This window comes from Pseudomonas sp. Root569 (genome assembly GCF_001427465.1).
Lineage (GTDB): Bacteria > Pseudomonadota > Gammaproteobacteria > Pseudomonadales > Pseudomonadaceae > Aquipseudomonas > Aquipseudomonas synxantha.
Genome location: NZ_LMGQ01000025.1, coordinates 31,708 through 54,298, shown reverse-complemented (window position 1 = coordinate 54,298; position 22,591 = coordinate 31,708). Strand labels below are relative to the sequence as shown.

Genomic DNA, 22,591 nt, shown 5'->3' with positions numbered 1-22,591 from the left:
GGCGGGCATAATTAACCTGACTCATTGTTATTCACGCAAGTTCCCCCAATGTTGAGGTACACAGACTCCTCATTGGTGATGTCCCATGCTCTCGACCCGTCAACGCCGTGCGATTCGCGTGGCCAGCCGCTTTATTGCGCCCTATCGCTGGCAGGCGCTGGGTGCCCTGTTGGCGCTGATCGTCACCGCCGGCATTACTTTGTCTATGGGGCAAGGTATTCGCCTGCTGGTGGACCAAGGCTTCATGACCCAGTCACCTCATCTGCTTAACCAGTCCATCGGCCTGTTCATGGTGCTAGTGTTGGGCCTGGCCGTGGGCACCTTCACGCGGTTTTACCTGGTGTCGTGGATAGGCGAGCGGGTGGTGGCGGATATTCGCCGGCAGGTGTTCAACCACCTGATCTACCTGCACCCCGGCTTCTACGAAAACAACCGCAGCTCGGAAATCCAGTCGCGGCTGACCACCGACACCACCTTGCTGCAATCGGTGATCGGCTCCTCGCTGTCGCTGTTCCTGCGTAATGCCCTGATGGTCATCGGTGGCATCGTGCTGCTGTTTGTCACCAACCCCAAGCTCACCAGTATCGTGGTGGTGGCGTTGCCGCTGGTGCTGGCGCCGATCCTGATCTTCGGGCGCCGCGTGCGCAGCCTGTCGCGCATGAGCCAGGACCGCATCGCTGACGTCGGCAGCTATGTTGCCGAGACCCTGGGCCAGATCAAGACCGTGCAAGCCTATAACCACCAGGTTCAGGACGAACAGCGGTTCGCTGTGACGGTGGAAGACGCCTTCACCACCGCACGTAAACGCATCCTGCAACGCTCCTGGCTGATAACCCTGGTGATCATGTTGGTGCTTGGCGCTGTGGGCGTGATGCTATGGGTAGGCGGCATGGACGTGATCAGCGGGCGCATTTCCGGCGGTGAGCTGGCCGCGTTTGTGTTCTACAGCCTGATCGTCGGCAGCGCCGTCGGCACTCTGAGCGAAGTGCTCGGCGAGTTGCAGCGTGCCGCCGGTGCGGCCGAGCGCATCGGTGAGCTGTTGCAGTCGAGCAACGATATCCAGGCGCCGGCCAATGGCAGCGAACGCCTGCCGGAACGTGTCAGTGGCCGCATGGAGCTTAAAGACCTGCGCTTTTCCTACCCCTCACGGCCGGACAGTTACGCCATCGATGGCCTTAACCTGACCATCAATCCCGGCGAAACCCTGGCGCTGGTAGGCCCCTCCGGCGCGGGCAAGTCGACAATCTTCGACCTGCTGCTGCGCTTCTACGATCCCCAGCAAGGTCGCATCCTGCTCGAAGGCCACCCGCTGACCGAGCTGGACCCCCTGGACCTGCGTCGCCATTTCGCCTTGGTGTCCCAGAGCCCGGCGCTGTTTTTCGGCAGCGTTGAGGAAAACATCCGCTACGGCAAGCCGTCCGCGACCATGGCCGAGGTCGAAGCCGCTGCGCGTATCGCCCATGCCCACGACTTCATCCTGCAGATGCCCGACGGCTACCAGACCCATCTTGGCGATGGCGGCATGGGCCTCTCCGGCGGCCAGCGCCAACGCCTTGCCATCGCCCGCGCCTTGCTGATAGATGCGCCGATCCTGTTGCTGGATGAGGCCACCAGCGCTCTAGACGCGCAGAGTGAGCATCTGATCCAGCAAGCGCTGCCGCAACTGATGCAGGGACGAACCACTTTAGTGATCGCTCACCGCCTGGCGACCGTCAAGAATGCCGATCGAATAGCGGTGATGGATCAAGGCAAGCTTGTGGCGGTGGGTACGCATAGGCAATTGATTGCGAGCAATCCGCTGTATGCGCGGTTGGCGGCGTTGCAGTTCAGTGAAGGGGGGGAGACGGAATGAAGCTGCGATACCCCTGCTCAATGAGGCATCATGTGATCTTTCGTTATTGATCTGGATGAGGACATGAGCCGTTATCAACCTCCGTTGACGCTGACTCCAAAAATGCTGGCCCTTGTGGCAGATATCAGTGAGCAGATTGGTCAGCTTTCAGTCGGTGACGATGGCCGCCAGACGCCTCAGTTAAGGCGCGGCAATCGAATTCGCACCATTCAGGCTTCACTGGCGATCGAAAACAACACGCTCAGCGTCGAGCAGGTGACGGCTGTTCTGGAAGGTAAGCGGGTGCTGGGCTTGCCCCGGGAAATTCAGGAAGTGCGTAATGCATTTGCTGCTTACGAGGCCATGCCGCAGTGGAATCCAGGTGATCGTGTCGACCTGCACAAGGCTCACGAACTGCTCATGTTTGGATTGATCGACGATGTCGGTCGGTTTCGACAGGCAGGTGTCGGCATCTATCGCGGCGAGCAACTTGTCCATATGGCGCCGCCTGCGAGCCGTGTAACTCACTTGGTGGACGATTTGCTGCAATGGCTGGCGGTTTCCGACTGGCATCCGTTGATAGCCAGTTGCGTCTTCCATTATGAGTTCGAATTCATTCATCCATTTGCAGAAGGTAATGGGCGGATGGGGCGGCTCTGGCAAACCTTGATACTCAGCCAGTGGCGCTCGGTGCTGGCATACCTGCCGGTGGAAGCGGTGATTCGAGAGCAGCAAGAGGCTTACTACGCCGCACTGTCCGCAGCAGACCAGCAAGCGCAGGCAACGCCCTTTGTAGAGTTCATGCTACAGGCGTTGAACTTGGCGCTGGCCGAAGCTGGGCAAAGTGGGCTTCCAGCAGCACCATAAAAAATGCCCGCATTTATCAATGCGGGCATTTTCTCACAGCTTCAAACTTATCGCTTGAAGCTGCTCTTATCACTGATCGTCAAAATACCGCTCATGCCAATCCACCAGCGGCTGCGGCGAATTGAGCTTCTGCCCGTAGATCACCGAATAAGACAGCACGTTCTGCACATACTGGCGGGTTTCGTCGAAGGGGATGCTTTCCACCCAGACATCGAAACTCAGGTGGTCTGCGCCGCGCAGCCACTGGCGCACGCGGCCGGGGCCGGCATTGTAGGCGGCGGAGGCGAGCACGCGGTTGCCATTGAACTGGCTGTGCACTTGGCTCAGGTAGGCGGCGCCCAGCTGGATGTTTTTGTCTGGGTCCAGCACCTGGGCCGGGGAGGCCAGGGGTATGCTGAACTTGCGCGCGGTTTCCTTGGCGGTGCCGGGCATCAGTTGCATCAGGCCGCTGGCGCCGACGCCGGAGCGGGCGTCGTCCATAAAGGCACTTTCCTGGCGGGTAATGGCGAACACCCAGCTCGAATGCAGGCCGCGGACCTTGGCTTCGCGCACCAGGGTGTCGCGGTGGGCCATCGGGAAGCGGATATCCAGATCGTCCCAGTACTGCGCCTGGCTGATGGTGCGGATGGCCGGGAAGTACCACTTCATGTCGTAGGCCAGCTTGGCCTGGGCAACCATCTCGTCGCGGTTGAAGTGGCGGCTGACGTGATACCACTCGCGGCGGCCGTCGACGATCTGGCCGCGGGCATAGAACTCCAGGGCACGGCGTACACCTGGGGTATTGCGGACCTTGTTGACCAGCGCCTGGCTCATCACCAGCGGCTTATTGTTCAACTGGTAGGGGGATTTGGAGCGATCAGCGGCGAGAAAGCCGTAGAAGTCCCGCTCCTTGGCCACGTTCTTGTAGAGCACCAGCGCCTGCGGGTTTTGCGGCTCGGCCAGCTCCAGGCTGCGCGCCTGCCAGTAGCGCCAGCGGTTGCTGGTGGCCAGGTCTTGTGGAAGCTTGCGGGTCAACTGGTAGGCATCTTCCCAACGTGCCAGGCGCAACAGCAGGCGCAGGCGCCATTCGGACACGGTGTTGTCGCGCAGTTCCGGGTCGTACTTGGTCATCACTTCCAGCGCGCGCGGGTCGAAGCGCTTGGCCAGGGTCAGGCCAATCTCGCGGGCAATCGACACTTTTTCGTCACGGGAGAAGTGCATGCTGCTGGCATAACCGTCGAGCAGGGCCATGGCCTTGTCCGGATCCTGGCGCGCCAGGCGACGCAGGCCCAGGCCCACGGCGTCCGACATCGCTTCGGTGGCCGGCAGGAAGCGTGACGGGTCACTGAGCATGTCGGGCTTCTGCGCCACATCCACCATCAGCCGGCCCTGGGCGCCGAGGGTTGGCAGGGTTTTCACCAGGCTGTTGGCCAGCGCGTAGTTACGAGCTTCGGCGGCGAGTTTGGCGCGGTCCCAGATCTTCTGTTCGGTCAGCTGGCCGGCAGCGGCCCATTGGCCGAACGTAGCGTCACAAGCGGTCGGCTGGGTTTTGCCGGTCATCCATAGTTTTTCGGCGGTCTTGTAGCCTTCAGCCTTGAGATTGTGGCTGAGCTGGTACTGGCCATGCAGGCAGTCCAGTTCGACGAAATTGAGCTTGGGGTCGTAGTACTTTTCAAAGGTCTGCCAATCGCCACGTTCGGCCAGCCAGCGTAGCCAACGCAGTTTCATCCAGTTGGCCTGGGGCAGGTCGCCGTGTTTGGCGAGGAACTGTTCGATTTCCTCGTTGCTCGCGGTTTTCAGGCGTGCGGTCAGCTCGTCATACGCCAGGTACGGCGTGAGCGGGTAGTCGGCCAGGGCCTGGCTGTATTGCATGTAGGGGCCGCTGTCACCCTTGGCCAGGGCGCGTTTGGCTTGATCGTAATACTGACGTTGGGTAGTGAGGTCCACCGCTTGGGCGGATTGAACGGCAGTGGCGGTAAGAAGCAGGCAAGATAAAAAGTTGAAAAGGCGACTGCGCATGAGACGTCCGTGCAGAGAAATCACGACTAGCACCGGCACTGCCGACACTGATTGCCCCTAGCTTAGCCTTTTGCCAGCGGCCCGCGAAAGCTTTGCCGGTCGGTCGGTTGAAGATCGCCGGAAATGTCCTACAGAACGTGTCGATAGAGAAAATCCCGACCGCATCCCACCCTCAAGTCAGGTAGAATGCGCGCCCAGTTTTTGGAGAAGCGTATGACCCTGCTCAAATTCAGCGATGTGTCCCTTGCTTTCGGCGCCATGCCGTTGTTGGACAAGGTGTCCTGGCAGATCGCCCGTGGTGAGCGGGTGTGCATCATCGGCCGCAACGGCACCGGCAAGTCCAGCATGATGAAGCTGGTAAAAGGCGACCAGAAGCCCGATGACGGCTCTGTCTGGCGTGCCCCGGGCCTCAAGATCGGCGAATTGCCGCAAGAATTGCCGGTGGCCGACGGACGGACAGTGTTCGACGTGGTTGCCGAAGGCCTGGACGGCGTTGGCGAGTTGCTCGCGCAATACCATCACCTGGCGCAGAACTGCGTCACCGAGGAAGACCTGGACAAGCTGATGCACGTCCAGCAAGACCTCGAAGCCCGTGACGGCTGGCGCTTGCAGCAACTGGTGGACAGCACCCTGAGCCGCCTGCAACTGCCGGCCGACAAGACCCTCGCCGAATTGTCCGGCGGCTGGCGTCGCCGTGTGCTGCTGGCCCAGGCGCTGGTGTCCGAGCCGGACCTGCTGCTGCTCGACGAACCGACCAACCACCTGGACATCGGCGCCATCGCCTGGCTTGAAGAAGCCATCAAAGACTTCCAGGGCGCCGTGCTGTTTATCACGCACGACCGTGCATTCCTGCAGAGCCTGGCTACGCGCATCCTCGAGCTGGACCGTGGCGGCCTGATCGACTGGAACGGCGACTACGCCAGCTTCCTGGTGCACAAGGAAGCCGCCCTGGCTGCCGAAGAAACGGCCAACGCGCTGTTTGACAAAAAGCTGGCTCAGGAAGAAGTCTGGATCCGCCAGGGCATCAAGGCCCGTCGCACCCGTAACGAAGGCCGCGTACGTGCCTTGAAAGCCTTGCGCGTCGAGCGTAGCGAACGCCGCGAGCGTACCGGCAAGGCCAATATCCAGCTGGATACCGCCGACAAGTCGGGCAAACAAGTCATGGTGCTGGAGAACGTCAGCTTCCATCACCCGGACGGCCCGTTCCTGATCAAGGACTTTTCCATGGTCCTGCAGCGAGGCGACCGTATTGGCCTGCTGGGCGCCAACGGCACCGGCAAGACCACCCTGTTGAAGCTGATGCTCAGCGGTCTGCAACCGACCAGCGGCAAGGTGGAAGAGGGCACGCGCATCGACGTGGCCTACTTTGACCAGTTGCGCCATCAGTTGGACCTGGAAAAGACCGTGATCGACAACGTCGCCGAAGGCCGCGACTTTATCGACATCGACGGCCAGAGCCGCCATGTGCTCAGCTACCTGGGCGACTTCCTGTTCAGCCCGCAACGTGCGCGTACGCCGGTCAAGGCTCTGTCCGGTGGTGAGCGTGCGCGTTTGCTGCTGGCCAAGCTGTTCAGCAAGCCGGCCAACCTGCTGGTGCTCGACGAACCGACCAACGACCTCGATGTGGAAACCCTCGAGTTGCTCGAAGAAGTGCTGCTGACGTTCAACGGCACTGTGCTGATGGTCAGCCACGACCGGGAATTCCTCGACAACGTGGTCACCAGCACCCTGGTCTTTGAAGGTGAAGGCAAGGTGCGCGAATACGTCGGTGGTTACCAGGACTGGCTGCGCCAGGGCGGCTCGCCGCGCCTGCTGGGAGTGACCGAGAGCAAGTCCGGCAAGGCCGACCTGACCTCGGCGGTGGTGACTCCTGTGCAAGAGGCTGCACCGGCCCAGGAAGCTGCACCAGCGGCCAAGAAGAAACTCAGCTACAAGCTGCAGCGTGAGCTGGAAGCCTTGCCGGGTGAGATCGACGCCAAGGAACAGCAGATTGCCGCGGTAGAAGCGCAAATGGCTGACGCCGGTTTCTACCTGCGCCCGGCGGCAGAAACCGCTGCGGTCATCGCTTCCCTGGAGACGTTGAACCAAGAGCTGGAAGCGTTGGTTGAGCGTTGGGCCGAGCTGGATGCCTGAGTGATTGCTGGGCAATAAAAAACCCGGTGTTCATCTGATGAGCACCGGGTTTTCTATATGAAGTGCGATTCAAAATGTGGGAGGGGCGGTGCGACGATTCGACTTGCCCCTCCCACATTAGCCTCCATCGGTCTTACGAATTTTTTACCAGCTTGACGGCCAGTACATCGCACGGCGCGCCGTGCAGTACATCATTGGCAGTAGAACCCAGCAACAACGCCAAACCGTGACGACCATGGCTACCCACCACGATCAAGTCGCAAGCCTTTTCCTTGGCCAAGTGGTGGATTTCCTGGCGCGGTTGGCCGTATGTCAGGTGGCAGTCTTCCTTTTTCAGGTGCGGGTATTTGAGAATCAAACGGTCCAGGCGCTCCTTGGCCTGGTCGAATTGTTGTTGCTGCAACTGGGAAAGGTCCATCGGTACGTCACCGCCAAAGGCCATGGCCATGGGCTCGACGATATGCACCAGCGACAGTATGGCGCCATTGGCCAATGCAGATTCCTGCGCGCGCTTGATCACCGGATCGCACTCTTCGGTCAGATCGACAGCGACCAGAATATGTTTGTAGGGCATGAGGCGTTCCTCCAAGGGACTGCAATAAGTTCAGTATGGCTGCTTTCAAGCGGATGGGGTTGCGTCAGGTCAAATCCGCTCATCTAGAAATTCGGGAGTACACATATGACGGTGTGGATAGTGGTGTCAATCCTTGCGGTGGTTTTAAGCCCCCTGGCCTGGCTGCGCCCGTCGCGTGGACAGAGCGGGCGCATGGCCCTGCGCATGGAGGCGCGCCGCATCGGCCTGGCCATGCAGCTCGCGCCCCAGGAGTGGCCGCATTGGCTCAAGCAGGAGCCGCCGAGCCCCTGTGCGCAATACTGTCGGCCACGTCGCGGCAGCACCCCGGCCCTCTGGAGTTACTGGCAGCTGGAGCCGGGGGTGTGGGTCAATCAATGGCGTGAAGTGTGCGTGGATGAAAAGTTGTTGCCGCATTTTGCGACGCTGCCGGCTAACGTCTACAAGGTCGAGGCCGACAAGCAGATGATCGCCTTGTACTGGGGCGAGAAGGGCGACATGAGTGTGTTGAAGGATATTGATGCGTTGCTCAGGGCCTTGGCCTGACACTCCTACAGAGGCCGGGCAATAAAAAGCCCGACATCATCATCGGGCTGGAGGTGGCCAGGCAGGCCGGTAAATCTGCAAGTTGCCGCTAGCCTAGCCGTATATCCCTTTCTGTACAGCCATTTCCCACATCTTTTCTATTATTGATCTTGTGAATATTTAAATATTGACGGGTTGCCCACCCGTGGTCCGGGTTCTGAAATGACTGGAAAGTCGCGTTTTTCCTAGCCTTTGGAGCGATTGACAATTGCTCGGAATTGGATGAAGGTGGCGTACCCAAATCAAACGGGCGTATGAATTGAGCGTTTGCCTGTCAGACGACTCGTACAGAATCCCGACTATCGCACTGGCGGGTGTGACTGGCTGATTGGCGTGAGCATTGATGCAACTGTCAATGTCAAACCAGCGACCAGCGTCCAGTGTGTACTGTTCAGCTTCCATATCGTGGAGATCAGTTGATGATTTACGAAGGTAAAGCCATCACGGTTAAGGCTCTTGAAAGTGGCATCGTCGAACTCAAATTCGACCTCAAGGGTGAGTCCGTCAACAAGTTCAACCGTCTAACCCTGAACGAACTGCGTCAGGCCGTAGACACCATCAAAGCAGATGCTTCGGTCAAGGGCGTGATCGTCTCCAGCGGCAAGGACGTGTTTATCGTCGGCGCTGACATCACCGAATTCGTCGACAACTTCAAGCTGCCCGATGCCGAGCTGGTGGCTGGCAACCTCGAAGCCAACAAGATCTTCAGCGATTTCGAAGACCTCAACGTGCCGACCGTTGCCGCGATCAATGGCATCGCGCTGGGCGGCGGCCTTGAAATGTGCCTGGCGGCGGATTTCCGCGTCATGTCCGCCACCGCCAAGATCGGCCTGCCGGAAGTCAAACTGGGCATCTACCCAGGTTTTGGCGGCACCGTGCGCCTGCCGCGCCTGATCGGTGCTGACAATGCTATCGAGTGGATCGCCGCCGGTAAGGAAAACAAGGCCGAAGACGCCCTGAAAGTCGGTGCTGTCGACGCTGTTGTTGCCCCGGACAAACTGGCCGAAGCTGCGCTGAACCTGATCAAGGGCGCCATCAGCGGCGAATTTGACTACAAGGCCAAGCGTCAGCCAAAGCTGGAAAAACTCAAGCTCAACGCCATCGAACAAATGATGTCGTTCGAAACCGCCAAGGGTTTCGTGGCTGGCCAGGCCGGCCCGAACTACCCGGCGCCGGTTGAAGCGATCAAGACTATCCAGAAGGCCGCGAACTTCGGTCGCGACAAGGCCCTTGAAGTGGAAGCGGCCGGCTTCGTCAAGCTGGCGAAGACCTCGGCGGCCCAGAGCCTGATCGGCTTGTTCCTGAACGATCAGGAACTGAAGAAAAAGGCCAAGGCCTACGACGAAATCGCCAAGGACGTGAAACAGGCTGCCGTACTCGGCGCCGGTATTATGGGTGGCGGCATCGCCTATCAGTCGGCGTCCAAGGGCACGCCGATCCTGATGAAAGACATCAACGAACACGGTATCGAGCAGGGCCTGGCCGAAGCCGCCAAGCTGCTGGTTGGCCGTGTTGATAAAGGTCGCATGACCGCGGCGAAAATGGCCGAGGTGCTTAATGGCATTCGTCCTACGCTGTCTTACGGCGATTTCGGCCACGTCGACCTGGTGGTCGAAGCGGTTGTCGAGAACCCGAAGGTCAAGCAGGCCGTGTTGGCTGAAGTTGAAGCCCAGGTCAAGGACGACACCATCCTGGCGTCCAACACCTCAACCATTTCCATCTCGCTGCTGGCCAAGGCCCTCAAGCGGCCGGAAAACTTCGTCGGCATGCACTTCTTCAACCCGGTGCACATGATGCCGCTGGTGGAAGTGATCCGTGGCGAGAAATCCAGCGAGCTGGCGGTTGCCACCACCGTTGCCTACGCCAAGAAAATGGGCAAGAACCCGATCGTGGTCAATGACTGCCCGGGCTTCCTGGTCAACCGCGTACTATTCCCCTACTTCGGCGGTTTCGCCAAGCTGGTCAGTGCCGGTGTGGACTTCGTGCGCATCGACAAGGTCATGGAAAAATTCGGCTGGCCAATGGGCCCGGCGTACCTGATGGACGTGGTCGGTATCGACACCGGCCACCACGGTCGCGACGTGATGGCTGAGGGCTTCCCGGACCGCATGAAAGACGACCGCCGCTCGGCGATCGATGCGCTGTACGAGGCCAAGCGCCTGGGTCAGAAGAATGGCAAGGGTTTCTACGCCTACGAGGCCGACAAGAAGGGCAAGCAGAAGAAAGTGGCCGACCCGTCGGTGCATGAAGTGCTGGCTCCGGTTATCTACGAACAGCGTGAGGTGTCCGACGAGGACATCATCAACTGGATGATGATCGCCCTGTGCCTGGAAACCGTGCGTTGCCTGGAAGACGGCATTGTCGAGACCGCCGCCGAAGCCGATATGGGCCTGGTGTACGGTATCGGTTTCCCTCCATTCCGTGGTGGTGCGCTGCGTTACATCGATTCGATCGGTGTGGCTGAGTTCGTTGCCCTGGCTGACAAATACGCTGATTTGGGCCCGCTGTACCACCCGACCGCGAAGCTGCGTGAAATGGCCAAGAACGGCCAGAGCTTCTTCGGTTAAGTGCCCAGACGACTAGAGCGAGAATATTTATGAGCTTGAATCCAAGAGACGTCGTGATTGTCGACTTCGGTCGTACTCCGATGGGCCGCTCCAAGGGCGGCATGCACCGCAACACCCGTGCCGAAGACATGTCGGCGCACCTGATCAGCAAGCTGCTGGAACGCAACGTCAAGGTTGATCCCAACGAAGTCGAAGACGTGATCTGGGGCTGCGTCAACCAGACCCTGGAGCAAGGCTGGAACATCGCACGCATGGCTTCCTTGATGACCCAGATCCCGCACACCGCGGCTGGCCAGACCGTCAGCCGCCTGTGTGGCTCCTCGATGAGTGCACTGCACACCGCTGCCCAGGCGATCATGACCGGCAACGGCGATGTATTCGTTGTCGGTGGCGTGGAACACATGGGCCACGTCAGCATGATGCACGGTGTCGATCCTAACCCGCACATGTCGCTGTACGCGGCGAAAGCCTCGGGCATGATGGGCCTGACCGCAGAAATGCTCGGCAAGATGCACGGCATCACCCGTGAGGCCCAGGACGCGTTCGGCGTGCGTTCCCACCAGCTCGCCCACAAGGCGACCGTGGAAGGCAAGTTCAAGGATGAAATCATCCCGATGAACGGCTACGACGAGAACGGCTTCCTGAAACTGTTCGATTACGACGAAACCATTCGTCCGGACACCACCCTGGAAAGCCTGGCGGCCCTCAAGCCGGCTTTCAACCCAAAGGGCGGCACCGTGACCGCCGGTACGTCGTCGCAAATCACCGACGGTGCCTCGTGCATGATCGTGATGTCGGCGCAGCGTGCCCAGGACCTGGGTATCCAGCCGCTGGCCGTGATCCGTTCGATGGCAGTGGCGGGTGTGGACCCGGCAATCATGGGCTATGGTCCAGTACCGGCCACACAAAAAGCCTTGAAGCGCGCAGGCCTGACCATCAACGACATCGACTTCTTCGAGCTCAACGAAGCTTTCGCCGCACAGGCCCTGCCAGTGCTGAAAGATTTGAAAGTGCTCGACAAGATGAACGAGAAGGTTAACCTGCACGGCGGTGCGATTGCCCTGGGCCACCCATTCGGTTGCTCCGGTGCACGTATCTCCGGCACTTTGCTTAATGTGATGAAGCAAAATGGCGGCAACCTTGGGGTTGCAACCATGTGCATTGGTCTCGGCCAAGGCATTTCCACCGTCTTCGAACGCGTCTAAGCGTTTCGTTGACGGAAGCCGGGGCCCAGTGCCCCGGTTTTTGTTTTTTGAAACTTTTTAATATTTTTTTTCAACAAATTTTGTAAGGGGGCCAGAGCATGAAAGTCGAACCAGGGCTCTACCAACATTATAAGGGGCCGCAGTACCGCGTTTTCAGCGTGGCACGCCACTCCGAAACCGAAGAAGAAGTGGTGTTCTACCAAGCACTGTATGGCGAATACGGCTTTTGGGTACGCCCCTTGAGCATGTTCCTTCAGACCGTCGAAGTTGACGGCGAGCAGGTCCCGCGCTTTGCTTTGGTCCAGGCCGAACCCAGTCTTTTTAAAGGGCAATAACGGCAGGTCGCGCAGAATGCTGCGCTTGACCTCACCTTGTTGCCACTATATATAGCGTTGCCGCGTCAGGCGCCAACTGCCTTTCACTTCTCGAATTCAGGAACTTTCCGATCCATGGGCAAATCGCTGGTCATTGTGGAATCCCCGGCTAAGGCCAAGACCATCAACAAGTACTTGGGCAACGAGTACGTGGTGAAGTCGAGTATCGGCCATATCCGAGACCTGCCCACCAGCGGTTCGGCTAGCGCCAGCAAGGAGCCTGCCGCCAAGCGCGGCAAGGCGGCTGCGGGCGAAGGTCCGGTGCTCAGCCCTAAAGAGAAAGCGCGCAAGCAGCTGGTCTCGCGCATGGGGGTGGACCCGGACCATGGCTGGAAGGCCAAGTACGAAATCCTTCCGGGCAAGGAAAAGGTCATCGAAGAGCTGCGCCGGCTCGCCAAGGATGCTGACACCATCTATCTCGCGACGGACTTGGACCGCGAAGGGGAAGCCATTGCCTGGCACCTGCGCGAAGCCATTGGCGGCGATGACAGCCGCTACAAGCGTGTGGTGTTCAACGAAATCACCAAGAAAGCCATCCAGGAAGCCTTCTCCAAGCCGGGGGAGCTGGACATTGACCGCGTCAATGCCCAGCAGGCCCGTCGTTTCCTCGATCGCGTGGTGGGCTATATGGTCTCGCCACTGCTATGGGCGAAGATCGCCCGTGGTTTGTCCGCTGGCCGTGTGCAATCGGTAGCGGTCAAGCTGGTGGTAGAGCGTGAGCGCGAAATCCGTGCGTTCAACCCCGAAGAATACTGGGAAGTCCACGCCGATCTCGGCACCGCCAAGGGCGCCAACGTGCGCTTCGAAGTGGCCCGGGAAAAAGGCGAGGCTTTCAAGCCGCTGAACGAAGCCCAGGCCATGGCCGCGCTGGAAAAGCTCAAGGCTTCCAGCTACAGCATCGTCAAGCGCGAAGACAAACCGACCAGCAGCAAGCCGTCGGCGCCTTTCATCACCTCCACCCTGCAACAGGCCGCGAGCAACCGCCTGGGTTTCGGGGTGAAGAAAACCATGATGATGGCCCAGCGTCTGTACGAAGCCGGCTACATCACTTATATGCGTACCGACTCCACCAACCTGTCGCAAGACGCGGTGGCGATGGCGCGCACCTATATTGAAAGCGAATTCGGCAAGAAGTACCTGCCGGAGAAGCCCAACGTCTACAGCAGCAAAGAGGGCGCCCAGGAGGCTCACGAAGCGATTCGTCCCTCTGATGCCAACACCGAGCCCTCCAAGCTGAGCGGCATGGAGCGCGACGCTGAGCGCCTCTACGAGCTGATCTGGCGCCAGTTCCTGGCCTGCCAGATGCTGCCGGCGCAATACCTGTCTACCACTGTCAGTGTGGGCGCTGGCGACTTCGAGCTGCGTGCCAAGGGCCGTATCCTCAAGTTCGACGGCTACACCCGCGTCATGCCGCAAATCGCCAAGCCAGGCGATGACGACGTGCTGCCGGACATGGCCCAGGGCGATACGTTGAAGCTGATCAAGCTCGACCCGTCCCAGCACTTCACCAAGCCGCCAGCGCGCTATTCGGAAGCCAGCCTGGTGAAGGAGATGGAAAAACGCGGTATCGGTCGCCCGTCGACCTATGCGGCAATCATCTCCACCATCCAGGATCGTGGCTACGTCGCTCTGCACAACCGTCGTTTCTATTCGGAAAAGATGGGCGACATCGTTACCGAGCGCCTGTCGGAGAGCTTCTCCAACCTGATGGACTACGGTTTCACCGCCGGCATGGAAGAGAACCTCGACGACGTGGCCCAGGGCGAGCGCGACTGGAAAAACGTGCTCGACGAGTTCTATGGCGACTTCAAGAAAAAACTCGAAGTGGCTGAAAGCCCTGAGAGCGGCATGCGTGCCAACCAGCCGGTAATGACCGACATCCCGTGCCTGACCTGTGGCCGTCCGATGCAGATTCGTACTGCGTCCACCGGCGTGTTCCTCGGTTGCTCGGGCTACAGCCTGCCGCCGAAAGAGCGCTGCAAGGCGACCGTCAACCTGGTGCCAGGTGATGAGATCGCGGCCGATGACGAGGGCGAATCCGAGTCGCTGGTGTTGCGTGGCAAGCACCGCTGCCCGATCTGCAGCACGGCGATGGACGCCTACCTGCTGGACGAGAAGCACAAGCTGCACATCTGCGGTAACAACCCGGACTGCAATGGCTACGAGATTGAAGAGGGCACTTACCGCATCAAGGGCTACGAAGGCCCGAGCCTGGAATGCGACAAGTGCGGCAGCGAGATGCAGCTCAAGACCGGTCGTTTCGGCAAGTTCTTCGGCTGCACCAACCCTACGTGCAAGAACACCCGAAAACTGCTGAAAAGTGGTGACGCGGCGCCGCCGAAGATGGACCCGGTGAAGATGCCTGAGCTCAAGTGCGAGAAGGTCAACGACACCTACATCCTGCGTGACGGTGCTTCGGGCCTGTTCCTGGCGGCCAGCCAGTTCCCGAAAAACCGCGAGACCCGTGCGCCGCTGGTGATGGAAATCGTACCGCACAAGGACGAGATCGATCCCAAGTACCACTTCCTGTGTGAAGCGCCGAAGAAGGACCCGGATGGTCGTCCAGCCGTGATCCGCTACAGCCGCAAGACCAAGGAGCAGTACGTGCAGACCGAAGTGGACGGCAAGCCTACTGGCTGGAAAGCGTTCTACGACGGTGGCAAGTGGAAGGTCGAGGACAAGCGCCAGGGCGCTTGATCCGCTAGTCTGTTAACGCCAAAAGCCGTCTGTATAGACGGTTTTTGCTTACTGTAGGAGCGAGCTTGCTCGCGAAGATCGTTAGTTAAACGCGGGAAGCCTGGCACCCTGCCGTGCCGGGAGGTTTTTCGCGAGCAAGCTCGCTCCTACACAGCCAGCATCACGCCTATTCGTTGTGGAGATTGCCGTCATGGCCAACGAACTCTATACCCGTACCAATCAGAAAATTTACTTCGCGGGTTTGTCCTTGGAGGCCCTTGGCCGTGCCGAGGAAGGGAAGGAGATGAACGCCATCGCGCTGGTCCAGGCGGGGCGCGAGGCGGCCTTGTTCCATCTGTATGGCGCTTTGCTGGGTTTGTGTCATGAAATCGCCGGGTTCTATCGCTTGCCCCAGGCCGGCTCGCCCAGAGCGGAAATGATCATGAATCACGAAGTGCTGGAATCCATGGCGATCCCTGAGTTGGCAGAGCTGGTGGAAATGACCCAGAGCCCTGACAGTTGGGTGGCGCGGTTGCTCAAGGCGCATGCAGATATGTTTCAGCCGCCGCGTATTCCTCATGTGCCCAAAGGCGATGTCACCCAGCCGCTGATCGTTGCCGTGGCGTTGGAACAGGATGAGCCCAAGCCCCTGAGCCGCGAAGAGTTGGAAAGCTGGCGCCAGGAGCTGAAAAAGATGGCGCTGCGGTTTCGTGAGGGTTTGAACGAGTGCTGAAAGTGGGCACTTGCCCGGCACCATTCATCACGCGGTAAAGAAACCTGCCCAGTTACCCTGCGAGGCTGGGTGGATGACTGATATAATCCCGGCCTTTCGTGGAGAACAGACTTTTATGCCAACGTCCTTTCTGGAAATTGTTGAACTGCCTGATGGCCGAATCGAACTGCGCCGAGCTGAGGACGAAGGTTCTCTAGTCATTCTGGATTTCTCCGAAGATGCCAAAGTGTTCCTGCAGGGTCAGCATGTGGAAGTGGCCAAGGCCATGTTGAGCGTGGGCGTGCAGATGGCAGGTCGCCTGGCGGAAGGCGAGCCTGAGAAAGACGACGGCCCGCGGGTTCTTCACTGAGCCCCGATAACAAGCTCGCTCGCCACCACAAGCCCCTCTATCCCAAGCGAATATTCAAGCTCTGTGCATCACCTGTGCGTGCGGCACTGATCAGTTGCTGCTTGGCGCTGGCATTCAGCGGATTCAACCAACTCACCACCGTATGACTACGACCCAGGCGCAAGGCTTCGCAGGTCAGCTGTTGGGCGCTCTGCGTTCCGCGTGGTTGCAGCAACAGGATGCGCTCGCGGTTGAGGCCGGCCTCCCGCAGCCAGGCCTGCGTCAGGCTGGCGGGCGGGGCGATCAGCGTCAGCCAGCGTGCGTCCTTGTCTTCGCTCAAGTCGCGCAGAATGGGAGCCAGCAGGTTCAGGCAGCTCTCAGCCGCACCGCGCAACGACAATTCACTGAATGCCTCGGGCTCGCCGCCCCAGGGGGCCTCGACCGTTTCCTTGAGGATGGGCGCAAGGGGTTGGGCCATGAAGGCCTCGAACAGCGACAGTTGGGCGTGTTGTGGGGTGTGCACGAGCTGCATGATGCCTCCTTTAGCGGCGAATGACGCCGACACTCAAGCCTTCGATCACCAGATCCTGGTCTTTCAGGTTGACTTCGATCGGGGCAAACTCAGGGTTTTCAGCCAGCAGCCAAACCTTGCTGCCTTCACGCTTGAAGCGTTTGACGGTGACTTCGTCGCCGATACGGGCCACGACGATCTGGCCATTGCGGGCTTCGCGGGTGGTGTGGACGGCCAGCAGGTCGCCGTCAAAGATGCCCACGTCCTTCATGCTCATGCCGTGCACGCGCAGCAGGTAGTCGGCCCGAGGATGGAAGAACGTCGGGTTGATGTTGCAGGATTCCTCGACGTGCTGCTGCGCCAGGATCGGCGCACCGGCGGCGACGCGACCGATGATCGGCAATGTCGATTCGTCGGCCTTGGCTTCGAAGCCAGGGATGCGAATACCCCGCGAGGCACCCGGGGTCATCTCGATTGCGCCCTTGCGGGCGAGGGCCTTGAGATGCTCTTCTGCGGCGTTCGGGGACTTGAACCCCAGCTCCAGGGCAATTTCCGCACGGGTCGGCGGGTAACCATTGTCATCAAGGCAGCGCTTGATAAAAGCCAGAATCTCAGCTTGGCGTGGCGTCAGTTTTAGCATGTTGATCGCTCTGTCTTTTTATACAGTGACTGGGATTATATACAGTGAACTGCGCTTGGCAATCATCCTTTTCATCGGCTCCGCTGGACGGTCATTCGTCACCCTTCCTACAGCCCAGGAATAGTGCTGCCTACAGAGCGAGAAGGATGTGATTAAATAGCCATGCAAGTGATGACTGCCCGGCCGGAAAACGAACCTCCAGGCTTGACAAGACACACTCTGAAACGTATGTTTCAAACAAGTGTTTGTCAGGCGGAGTAGCCATGGCCCAGTCGGAAACCGTTGAACGCATTCTCGATGCTGCCGAGCAGTTGTTCGCGGAAAAAGGATTTGCTGAAACCTCACTGCGGCTGATCACCAGCAAGGCTGGGGTCAACCTTGCCGCCGTGAACTACCATTTCGGTTCAAAAAAAGCCCTGATCCAAGCCGTATTCTCACGCTTCCTGGGGCCGTTCTGCGCCAGTCTCGATCGTGAGCTGGAGCGCCGTCAGGCCAAGGCCGATCACAAGCCGAGCCTGGAAGACCTGCTGGAAATCCTCGTTGAGCAAGCGTTGGTCGTGCAGCCACGCAGCGGCAATGACCTGTCGATCTTCATGCGCCTGCTGGGCCTGGCATTCAGCCAGAGCCAGGGCCACCTGCGCCGTTATCTGGAAGACATGTACGGCAAGGTGTTCCGTCGCTACATGCTGCTTGTCAACGAAGCCGCCCCGCGTATTCCGCCTATCGAACTGTTCTGGCGCGTGCATTTCATGCTCGGCGCTGCAGCCTTCAGCATGTCCGGTATCAAGGCTTTGCGGGCGATTGCCGAGACCGATTTCGGGGTGAACACCTCCATCGAGCAGGTCATGCGCCTGATGGTGCCGTTTCTCGCGGCCGGCATGCGCGCCGAAACCGGCGTCACCGACCCGGCCATGGCCGCTGCCCAGTTGCGTCCACGCAGCAAGAACGCGCCGACCGCCGCCAAGGTTTGACCGCCCCCGGGTGTGCGCGGCCGCTTGCATCCGCTAAGCTAGCCGCCATGCCGATTTCAGCTATCTACTCGCAACCCGTCGTGCTTACCTTGCCCGGTAAGGGCGGTGGGCTGTGTGCGTTATTTAAGGAAGGTTTATGACTGCTGCCCTGCAAGGTTCTTTGATGGTCGACGTGGCTGGTACCTGGCTGACGGCCGAGGACCGCCATCTGTTGCGCCAACCGGAAGTGGGCGGCCTGATCATTTTTGCGCGCAATATCGAGCACCCACGCCAGGTTCGCGAGTTGAGCGCGGCAATCCGTGCGGTGCGCCCGGACCTGCTGCTGGCGGTCGACCAGGAAGGCGGGCGCGTACAGCGCCTGCGCCAGGGCTTCGTGCGCTTGCCGGCCATGCGTGCGCTGGCCGATAACCCCAACGCTGAATACCTGGCAGAACAGTGCGGCTGGATCATGGCCACCGAAGTACTGGCTGTGGGTCTCGACTTGAGTTTCGCCCCGGTGCTGGACCTGGATTACCAACGCAGCGCTGTGGTCGGCACTCGCTCCTTCGAAGGCGACCCCGAGCGCGCCGCCGTACTGGCCGGTGCCTTTATCCGCGGCATGAACAGCGCCGGCATGGCCGCCACCGGCAAACACTTCCCTGGCCACGGTTGGGCCGAGGCCGATTCCCACGTCGCCATTCCCAATGACGAGCGCAGCCTGGAACAAATCCGCGCCAATGACCTGGTGCCCTTCGCACGCTTGAGCAAGCAATTGGCCGCAGTGATGCCCGCGCACGTGATCTACCCGCAGGTGGACAGCCAGCCCGCCGGCTTCTCGCGCCGCTGGTTGCAGGACATTCTGCGCGGCGAGTTGCAGTTCGACGGGGTGATTTTCAGTGATGACCTGTCCATGGCGGGCGCCCATGTGGTCGGCGATGCGGCGAGTCGGATCGAGGCGGCGCTGACGGCGGGTTGTGATATGGGTCTGGTGTGCAATGACCGTGCGGCTGCCGAGCTGGCACTCACCGCCGCGCAGCGGATGAAGGTCACGCCGTCGGCGCGGATTGCGCGTATGCGTGGGCAGGCGGTTGCGTCGACTGATTACAAACAGGATCCGCGCTGGTTGACGGCTCTCACAGCGTTGCGGGACGCTCAGTTGATTGAGTGAACGGCGCCTGTGCTGTTAAGAAGCTTGGTGTAAGAAGCGTCTGAATATGGCTGTAGCTATCTCTTACCGCCTTGTAGGAGTCGCCCTGCTTTAAATCTCGTTGCTGACCGCTGTAGAGTTCTGCTCCATGAATGACCTGATTGCACGTATCGTCGAGTTGGATTGGCAGGAATACTTTGACCCTCGCTCGCTGGAGCGTGGCTTTGAGTATGCTGGCGAAAATCGTCTTGAGATAAAAGAATTCGGACAGGGCAGACTGATTGCACAGTGCAAGGGGTCTGGCCGTAATGTCTATAACCTGGTGATTACCCTGGAGGGTGCAGCATCACGTTGGACGGGCATCAGGTGCGTGTGTTCTTGCCCGGTGGCGATCAATTGCAAGCACGCCGCTGCAACCTTGTTTACGTTGACCGCGCTGTATGACGAGCTGAACGAACCGAAAAAACAGGTGGCTGACCGTCTGAATCCGCAGCTCGAAAACTGGCTTGAGAGTATCCCCAAGCCCGCTCCTGTGGATGAGGTACAACACAAGAACACTGGTACCTGTTTGCTGTATCAACTCGCCCCCGATGCTTATTCAATGAGGTGGTCACTAGAGGTATATCGGGCACGCGTGACGAAGAAAGGTGACTACAGCGATATCAAGCCGCTGCACTCGATGGATGAAATATTGCGGCGTACTCCCGCTTATATGCATGAGCTGGATATAAAGCTTGGTCGCTTGCTCATGTTGAGCCGTCCTTACCTAAGCTACGGCAGCGCTTTTCAGTTAACGGGGGAGGCGGGCGCCGAAATACTCCAGCTGGCGTTGAAAACCCAGCGTCTTTTTTTTGATTTGGATGCTGGGTTAGCGCTTAACCCAGGGCCTGTCCGTGCCGCTCGTTTCAATTGGGCCGTGATGCCTGATGGCAATTATTGTCCTGAATGGCTCAGCAATGGTCGTGAACTGGACGAAGTATTGCCTCTCAAGCCGCTCCATTATCTGGACTTGGGCAACATGCAGTTGGGCGTGCTTGAGCCTGGGGTGGATGAGAACCTGGCGATACATTTATGTGGCCTGCCCGTGATTCCAGCTGATCAGGTGGCGATGTTCAGTCATCGGCTCAGTGTGGTGTCCCAAGTCATTCCTCCGCCACGTGAGCTGACCGAGCGCGTCGTGGATACGCTGGAACCACAAGGCTGCCTCACCTTGGGAAGCGACGAATCCTACGTCTACAGCCAGACCGACTATCGACGAATGCCCATCCTGGAACACCGCGCTGCCTTGGCTTTCCGTTACGACACCAGCCTGGTCAGCGGCAAGGGCACTGAAGACATCCTGTTTCTCAACGGCACCGAAACCCAGCGCATTCAACGCAAGCCGGCGGCTGAAAAAGCCCTGCGCAAGACGCTCACAAAAATCGGCTTCAAAACGGTCAATCGTAAAACCCGTGCGCTGCCTGCCAGTGCAGGAGAGATGTTCGATCTACCCAATGATGAAGCCTGGCTGGCGTTTGTTGAGAGCGGGCTGTCGGTTTTGCGTGAGGCAGGGTGGGACGTCGTCATCCATCCGGGGTTTTATTACGATGTGGAGGCTGTAGACGGCTGGTACGCGGACATCGAAGAGTCGCCCGGCCACGAGTGGTTTGACCTTGAGCTGGGCATTGAGGTCAACGGCGAGCGTCACAGCCTGCTGCCAATCGTATTAGACTTGATGCGTCGTCAACCCAAACTGCTTGACGCCGCCTACATGGCCGAGCGTGATGATCAAGAGCGCGTGTTGGTCAGTCTGGGCACCCGCACTCATACCAAAGTCGCGCTGCCCTACGGTCGTATCAAACCCCTGATGGCGACCCTCGGCGAACTCTACCTGCGTGCACCAGAAGGCGATGCACTGCGGCTGAGTGCGCCGGATGCGGCACGGCTCAGTAATCTGGATGCACTACCCTTGGTCTGGCAGGGCGGCGAGCGACTGCGTGATTTCGCCAAGCGCCTTAAAGACTCCATTCACGTTCATGTGCCGGCTCCTCGGGGCCTGAACGCGGAACTGCGCGGCTATCAGCTCGAAGGGCTGAACTGGATGCAAACCCTGCGCGAGCTGGAAGTCGGCGGGATCCTGGGTGACGACATGGGGCTTGGCAAAACCCTGCAGGCGCTCGCCCATCTACTCTGCGAAAAGCAGTCTGGCCGTTTACAGGCGCCTGCACTGGCGGTAATGCCCACCAGCTTGATCCCGAACTGGATGGACGAAGCTGCGCGTTTTACGCCACAGCTCAAAGTCCTGGCACTGCACGGTGCGCAGCGTCAGGCTGACTTCACGCGCTTGACCGATTACGACCTGGTACTCACCACCTATGCACTGTTGCCGCGGGACCTTGAAGTCCTGCAGCTTCAGCGCTGGAGCGTGCTGATCCTGGACGAAGCGCAAAACATCAAGAACCCCAACAGCAAAGCGGCTCAGGCTGCTCGTCAATTGGAGGCCGGTCAGCGTTTATGCTTGAGCGGTACGCCTTTGGAAAACCACTTGGGTGAGCTGTGGTCGCTGTTCCACTTCCTGTTACCGGGCTGGTTGGGCGACAGCAAAACCTTTAATCGTGATTACCGTACGCCCATCGAGAAACACGGTAATGCGCAGCGTATGCAGCACCTCAGCGCGCGTATCAAACCGTTCCTGTTGCGACGTAAAAAGGAGCAGGTCGCGACGGAATTACCGCCCAAGTCCGAAATCGTCCACTGGGTCGAGCTGAGCGACGCACAGCGGGATGTCTACGAAACGGTACGCGTGGCGATGGACAAAAAGGTGCGCGACGAAATCAGTCGGCATGGCGTGGCCCGTAGCCAAATCATCATTCTCGAAGCACTGCTCAAACTGCGCCAGGTGTGCTGTGACTTGCGCCTGGTCAAATCTGCGCCGGTGACTAAAGCTGTCAAGGCCGGCACTGGCAAGTTGGGCAGCCTGATGGAGATGCTGGAAGAGTTACTCAGCGAGGGGCGGCGGATTTTGTTGTTCTCGCAATTCACCTCGATGCTGGCGTTGATTGAAGAAGAGCTCAAGCAGCGTGGGCTTGAGTATTCGATCCTGACGGGAGACACCCTTGACCGACGTACGCCAGTGAAGAACTTCCAGGACGGCAAGACACCATTATTCCTGATCAGCCTGAAAGCGGGCGGTACGGGCTTGAACCTGACGGCGGCCGATACGGTGATTCATTACGATCCGTGGTGGAACCCTGCCGTGGAGAGTCAGGCCACCGACCGGGCTTATCGTATAGGCCAGGATAAGCCGGTGTTTGTGTACAAGATGATTGCCCGGGGCACGGTCGAGGAGAAGATTCAGGCGTTGCAGTTGGAGAAGGCTGCATTGGCTGATGGAGTGCTGCAAGGTGGCGCCGGTGCGGGTTGGAAGCTGGAGCAGAGGGATATTGAGGCGCTGTTTGCGCCCTTGCCTGGCTAAGCACCACGGCGCACCCATCGG

The 22,591-nt window shown here is 59.4% G+C and carries 16 protein-coding genes and 1 pseudogene; 13 read left to right on the top strand and 4 right to left on the bottom strand.

Annotated elements, in window-relative coordinates; all coding sequences use genetic code 11:
- Positions 1–85 precede the first annotated feature (85 nt).
- Positions 86–1,852, top strand: a complete 1,767-nt coding sequence (locus tag ASD70_RS20560; protein WP_046071489.1) for an ABC transporter transmembrane domain-containing protein — start codon at positions 86–88, stop codon at positions 1,850–1,852.
- A 63-nt stretch (positions 1,853–1,915) separates the two neighbouring features.
- A pseudogene (locus ASD70_RS20555) lies at positions 1,916–2,677 on the top strand (Fic family protein); the annotation flags it as partial.
- Positions 2,678–2,767: 90 nt separating this feature from the next.
- On the opposite strand, the gene ASD70_RS20550 reads toward ASD70_RS20555, so the two are convergent.
- Positions 2,768–4,696: a transglycosylase SLT domain-containing protein gene (locus ASD70_RS20550; RefSeq protein ID WP_046071491.1), complete on the bottom strand. Its 1,929-nt coding sequence runs from the start codon at positions 4,694–4,696 to the stop codon at positions 2,768–2,770.
- A 213-nt stretch (positions 4,697–4,909) separates the two neighbouring features.
- On the opposite strand from ASD70_RS20550, the gene ASD70_RS20545 reads away from it, so the two are divergent.
- Positions 4,910–6,829: an ATP-binding cassette domain-containing protein gene (locus tag ASD70_RS20545; protein ID WP_005786146.1), complete on the top strand. Its 1,920-nt coding sequence runs from the start codon at positions 4,910–4,912 to the stop codon at positions 6,827–6,829.
- Positions 6,830–6,962: 133 nt separating this feature from the next.
- Here the strand turns inward: ASD70_RS20545 and ASD70_RS20540 are convergent, their stop codons facing one another.
- Positions 6,963–7,403, bottom strand: coding sequence for a universal stress protein (locus ASD70_RS20540; RefSeq protein ID WP_043047503.1), 441 nt, complete (start codon positions 7,401–7,403; stop codon positions 6,963–6,965).
- 105 nt (positions 7,404–7,508) lie between these two features.
- On the opposite strand from ASD70_RS20540, the gene ASD70_RS20535 reads away from it, so the two are divergent.
- The 7 genes from ASD70_RS20535 (at position 7,509) to ASD70_RS20505 (ending at position 15,889) form a co-directional block, all read left to right on the top strand.
- The gene (locus ASD70_RS20535; protein ID WP_046071493.1) at positions 7,509–7,946 is read left to right on the top strand and encodes a hypothetical protein; all 438 of its coding nucleotides are present in this window, start codon (positions 7,509–7,511) and stop codon (positions 7,944–7,946) included.
- 458 nt (positions 7,947–8,404) lie between these two features.
- Positions 8,405–10,552, top strand: coding sequence for a fatty acid oxidation complex subunit alpha FadB (fadB, locus tag ASD70_RS20530; protein WP_005786151.1), 2,148 nt, complete (start codon positions 8,405–8,407; stop codon positions 10,550–10,552).
- A gap of 29 nt (positions 10,553–10,581) precedes the next feature.
- A complete protein-coding gene (gene fadA / locus ASD70_RS20525) occupies positions 10,582–11,757 on the top strand; it encodes an acetyl-CoA C-acyltransferase FadA (RefSeq protein WP_043047500.1) in 1,176 nt (391 codons plus the stop codon).
- A 98-nt stretch (positions 11,758–11,855) separates the two neighbouring features.
- Positions 11,856–12,092 carry a DUF1653 domain-containing protein gene (locus ASD70_RS20520; RefSeq protein ID WP_046071494.1) on the top strand — a complete coding sequence of 79 codons (237 nt, stop codon included), beginning with the start codon at positions 11,856–11,858 and terminating at the stop codon, positions 12,090–12,092.
- A gap of 114 nt (positions 12,093–12,206) precedes the next feature.
- Complete coding sequence (gene topA, locus ASD70_RS20515; protein WP_043047499.1) at positions 12,207–14,828, top strand: type I DNA topoisomerase; 2,622 nt, start codon at positions 12,207–12,209, stop codon at positions 14,826–14,828.
- 190 nt (positions 14,829–15,018) lie between these two features.
- Entirely contained in the window at positions 15,019–15,540 is a 522-nt protein-coding gene (locus tag ASD70_RS20510) for a DUF6586 family protein (protein ID WP_046071495.1), read from the top strand.
- Between the two features lie 115 nt (positions 15,541–15,655).
- Complete coding sequence (locus ASD70_RS20505; protein WP_005786160.1) at positions 15,656–15,889, top strand: hypothetical protein; 234 nt, start codon at positions 15,656–15,658, stop codon at positions 15,887–15,889.
- 37 nt (positions 15,890–15,926) lie between these two features.
- On the opposite strand, the gene sulA is transcribed toward ASD70_RS20505, so the two are convergent.
- Complete coding sequence (gene sulA / locus ASD70_RS20500) at positions 15,927–16,400, bottom strand: SOS-induced cell division inhibitor SulA (RefSeq protein ID WP_046071496.1); 474 nt, start codon at positions 16,398–16,400, stop codon at positions 15,927–15,929.
- Between the two features lie 10 nt (positions 16,401–16,410).
- Positions 16,411–17,019: a transcriptional repressor LexA gene (lexA, locus tag ASD70_RS20495; RefSeq protein WP_003172575.1), complete on the bottom strand. Its 609-nt coding sequence runs from the start codon at positions 17,017–17,019 to the stop codon at positions 16,411–16,413.
- Between the two features lie 263 nt (positions 17,020–17,282).
- Here lexA and ASD70_RS20490 point away from each other — a divergent pair, with 263 nt between their 5' ends.
- The 3 genes from ASD70_RS20490 (at position 17,283) to ASD70_RS20480 (ending at position 22,570) form a co-directional block, all read left to right on the top strand.
- Positions 17,283–17,990 (top strand): TetR/AcrR family transcriptional regulator, encoded by a 708-nt coding sequence (locus tag ASD70_RS20490; protein ID WP_046071497.1) that lies wholly within the window; start codon positions 17,283–17,285, stop codon positions 17,988–17,990.
- A gap of 136 nt (positions 17,991–18,126) precedes the next feature.
- Positions 18,127–19,137: a beta-N-acetylhexosaminidase gene (gene nagZ / locus ASD70_RS20485; protein ID WP_046071498.1), complete on the top strand. Its 1,011-nt coding sequence runs from the start codon at positions 18,127–18,129 to the stop codon at positions 19,135–19,137.
- Between the two features lie 127 nt (positions 19,138–19,264).
- Positions 19,265–22,570, top strand: a complete 3,306-nt coding sequence (locus ASD70_RS20480) for a DEAD/DEAH box helicase (protein ID WP_056847308.1) — start codon at positions 19,265–19,267, stop codon at positions 22,568–22,570.
- The last annotated feature ends 21 nt before the right edge of the window (positions 22,571–22,591 follow it).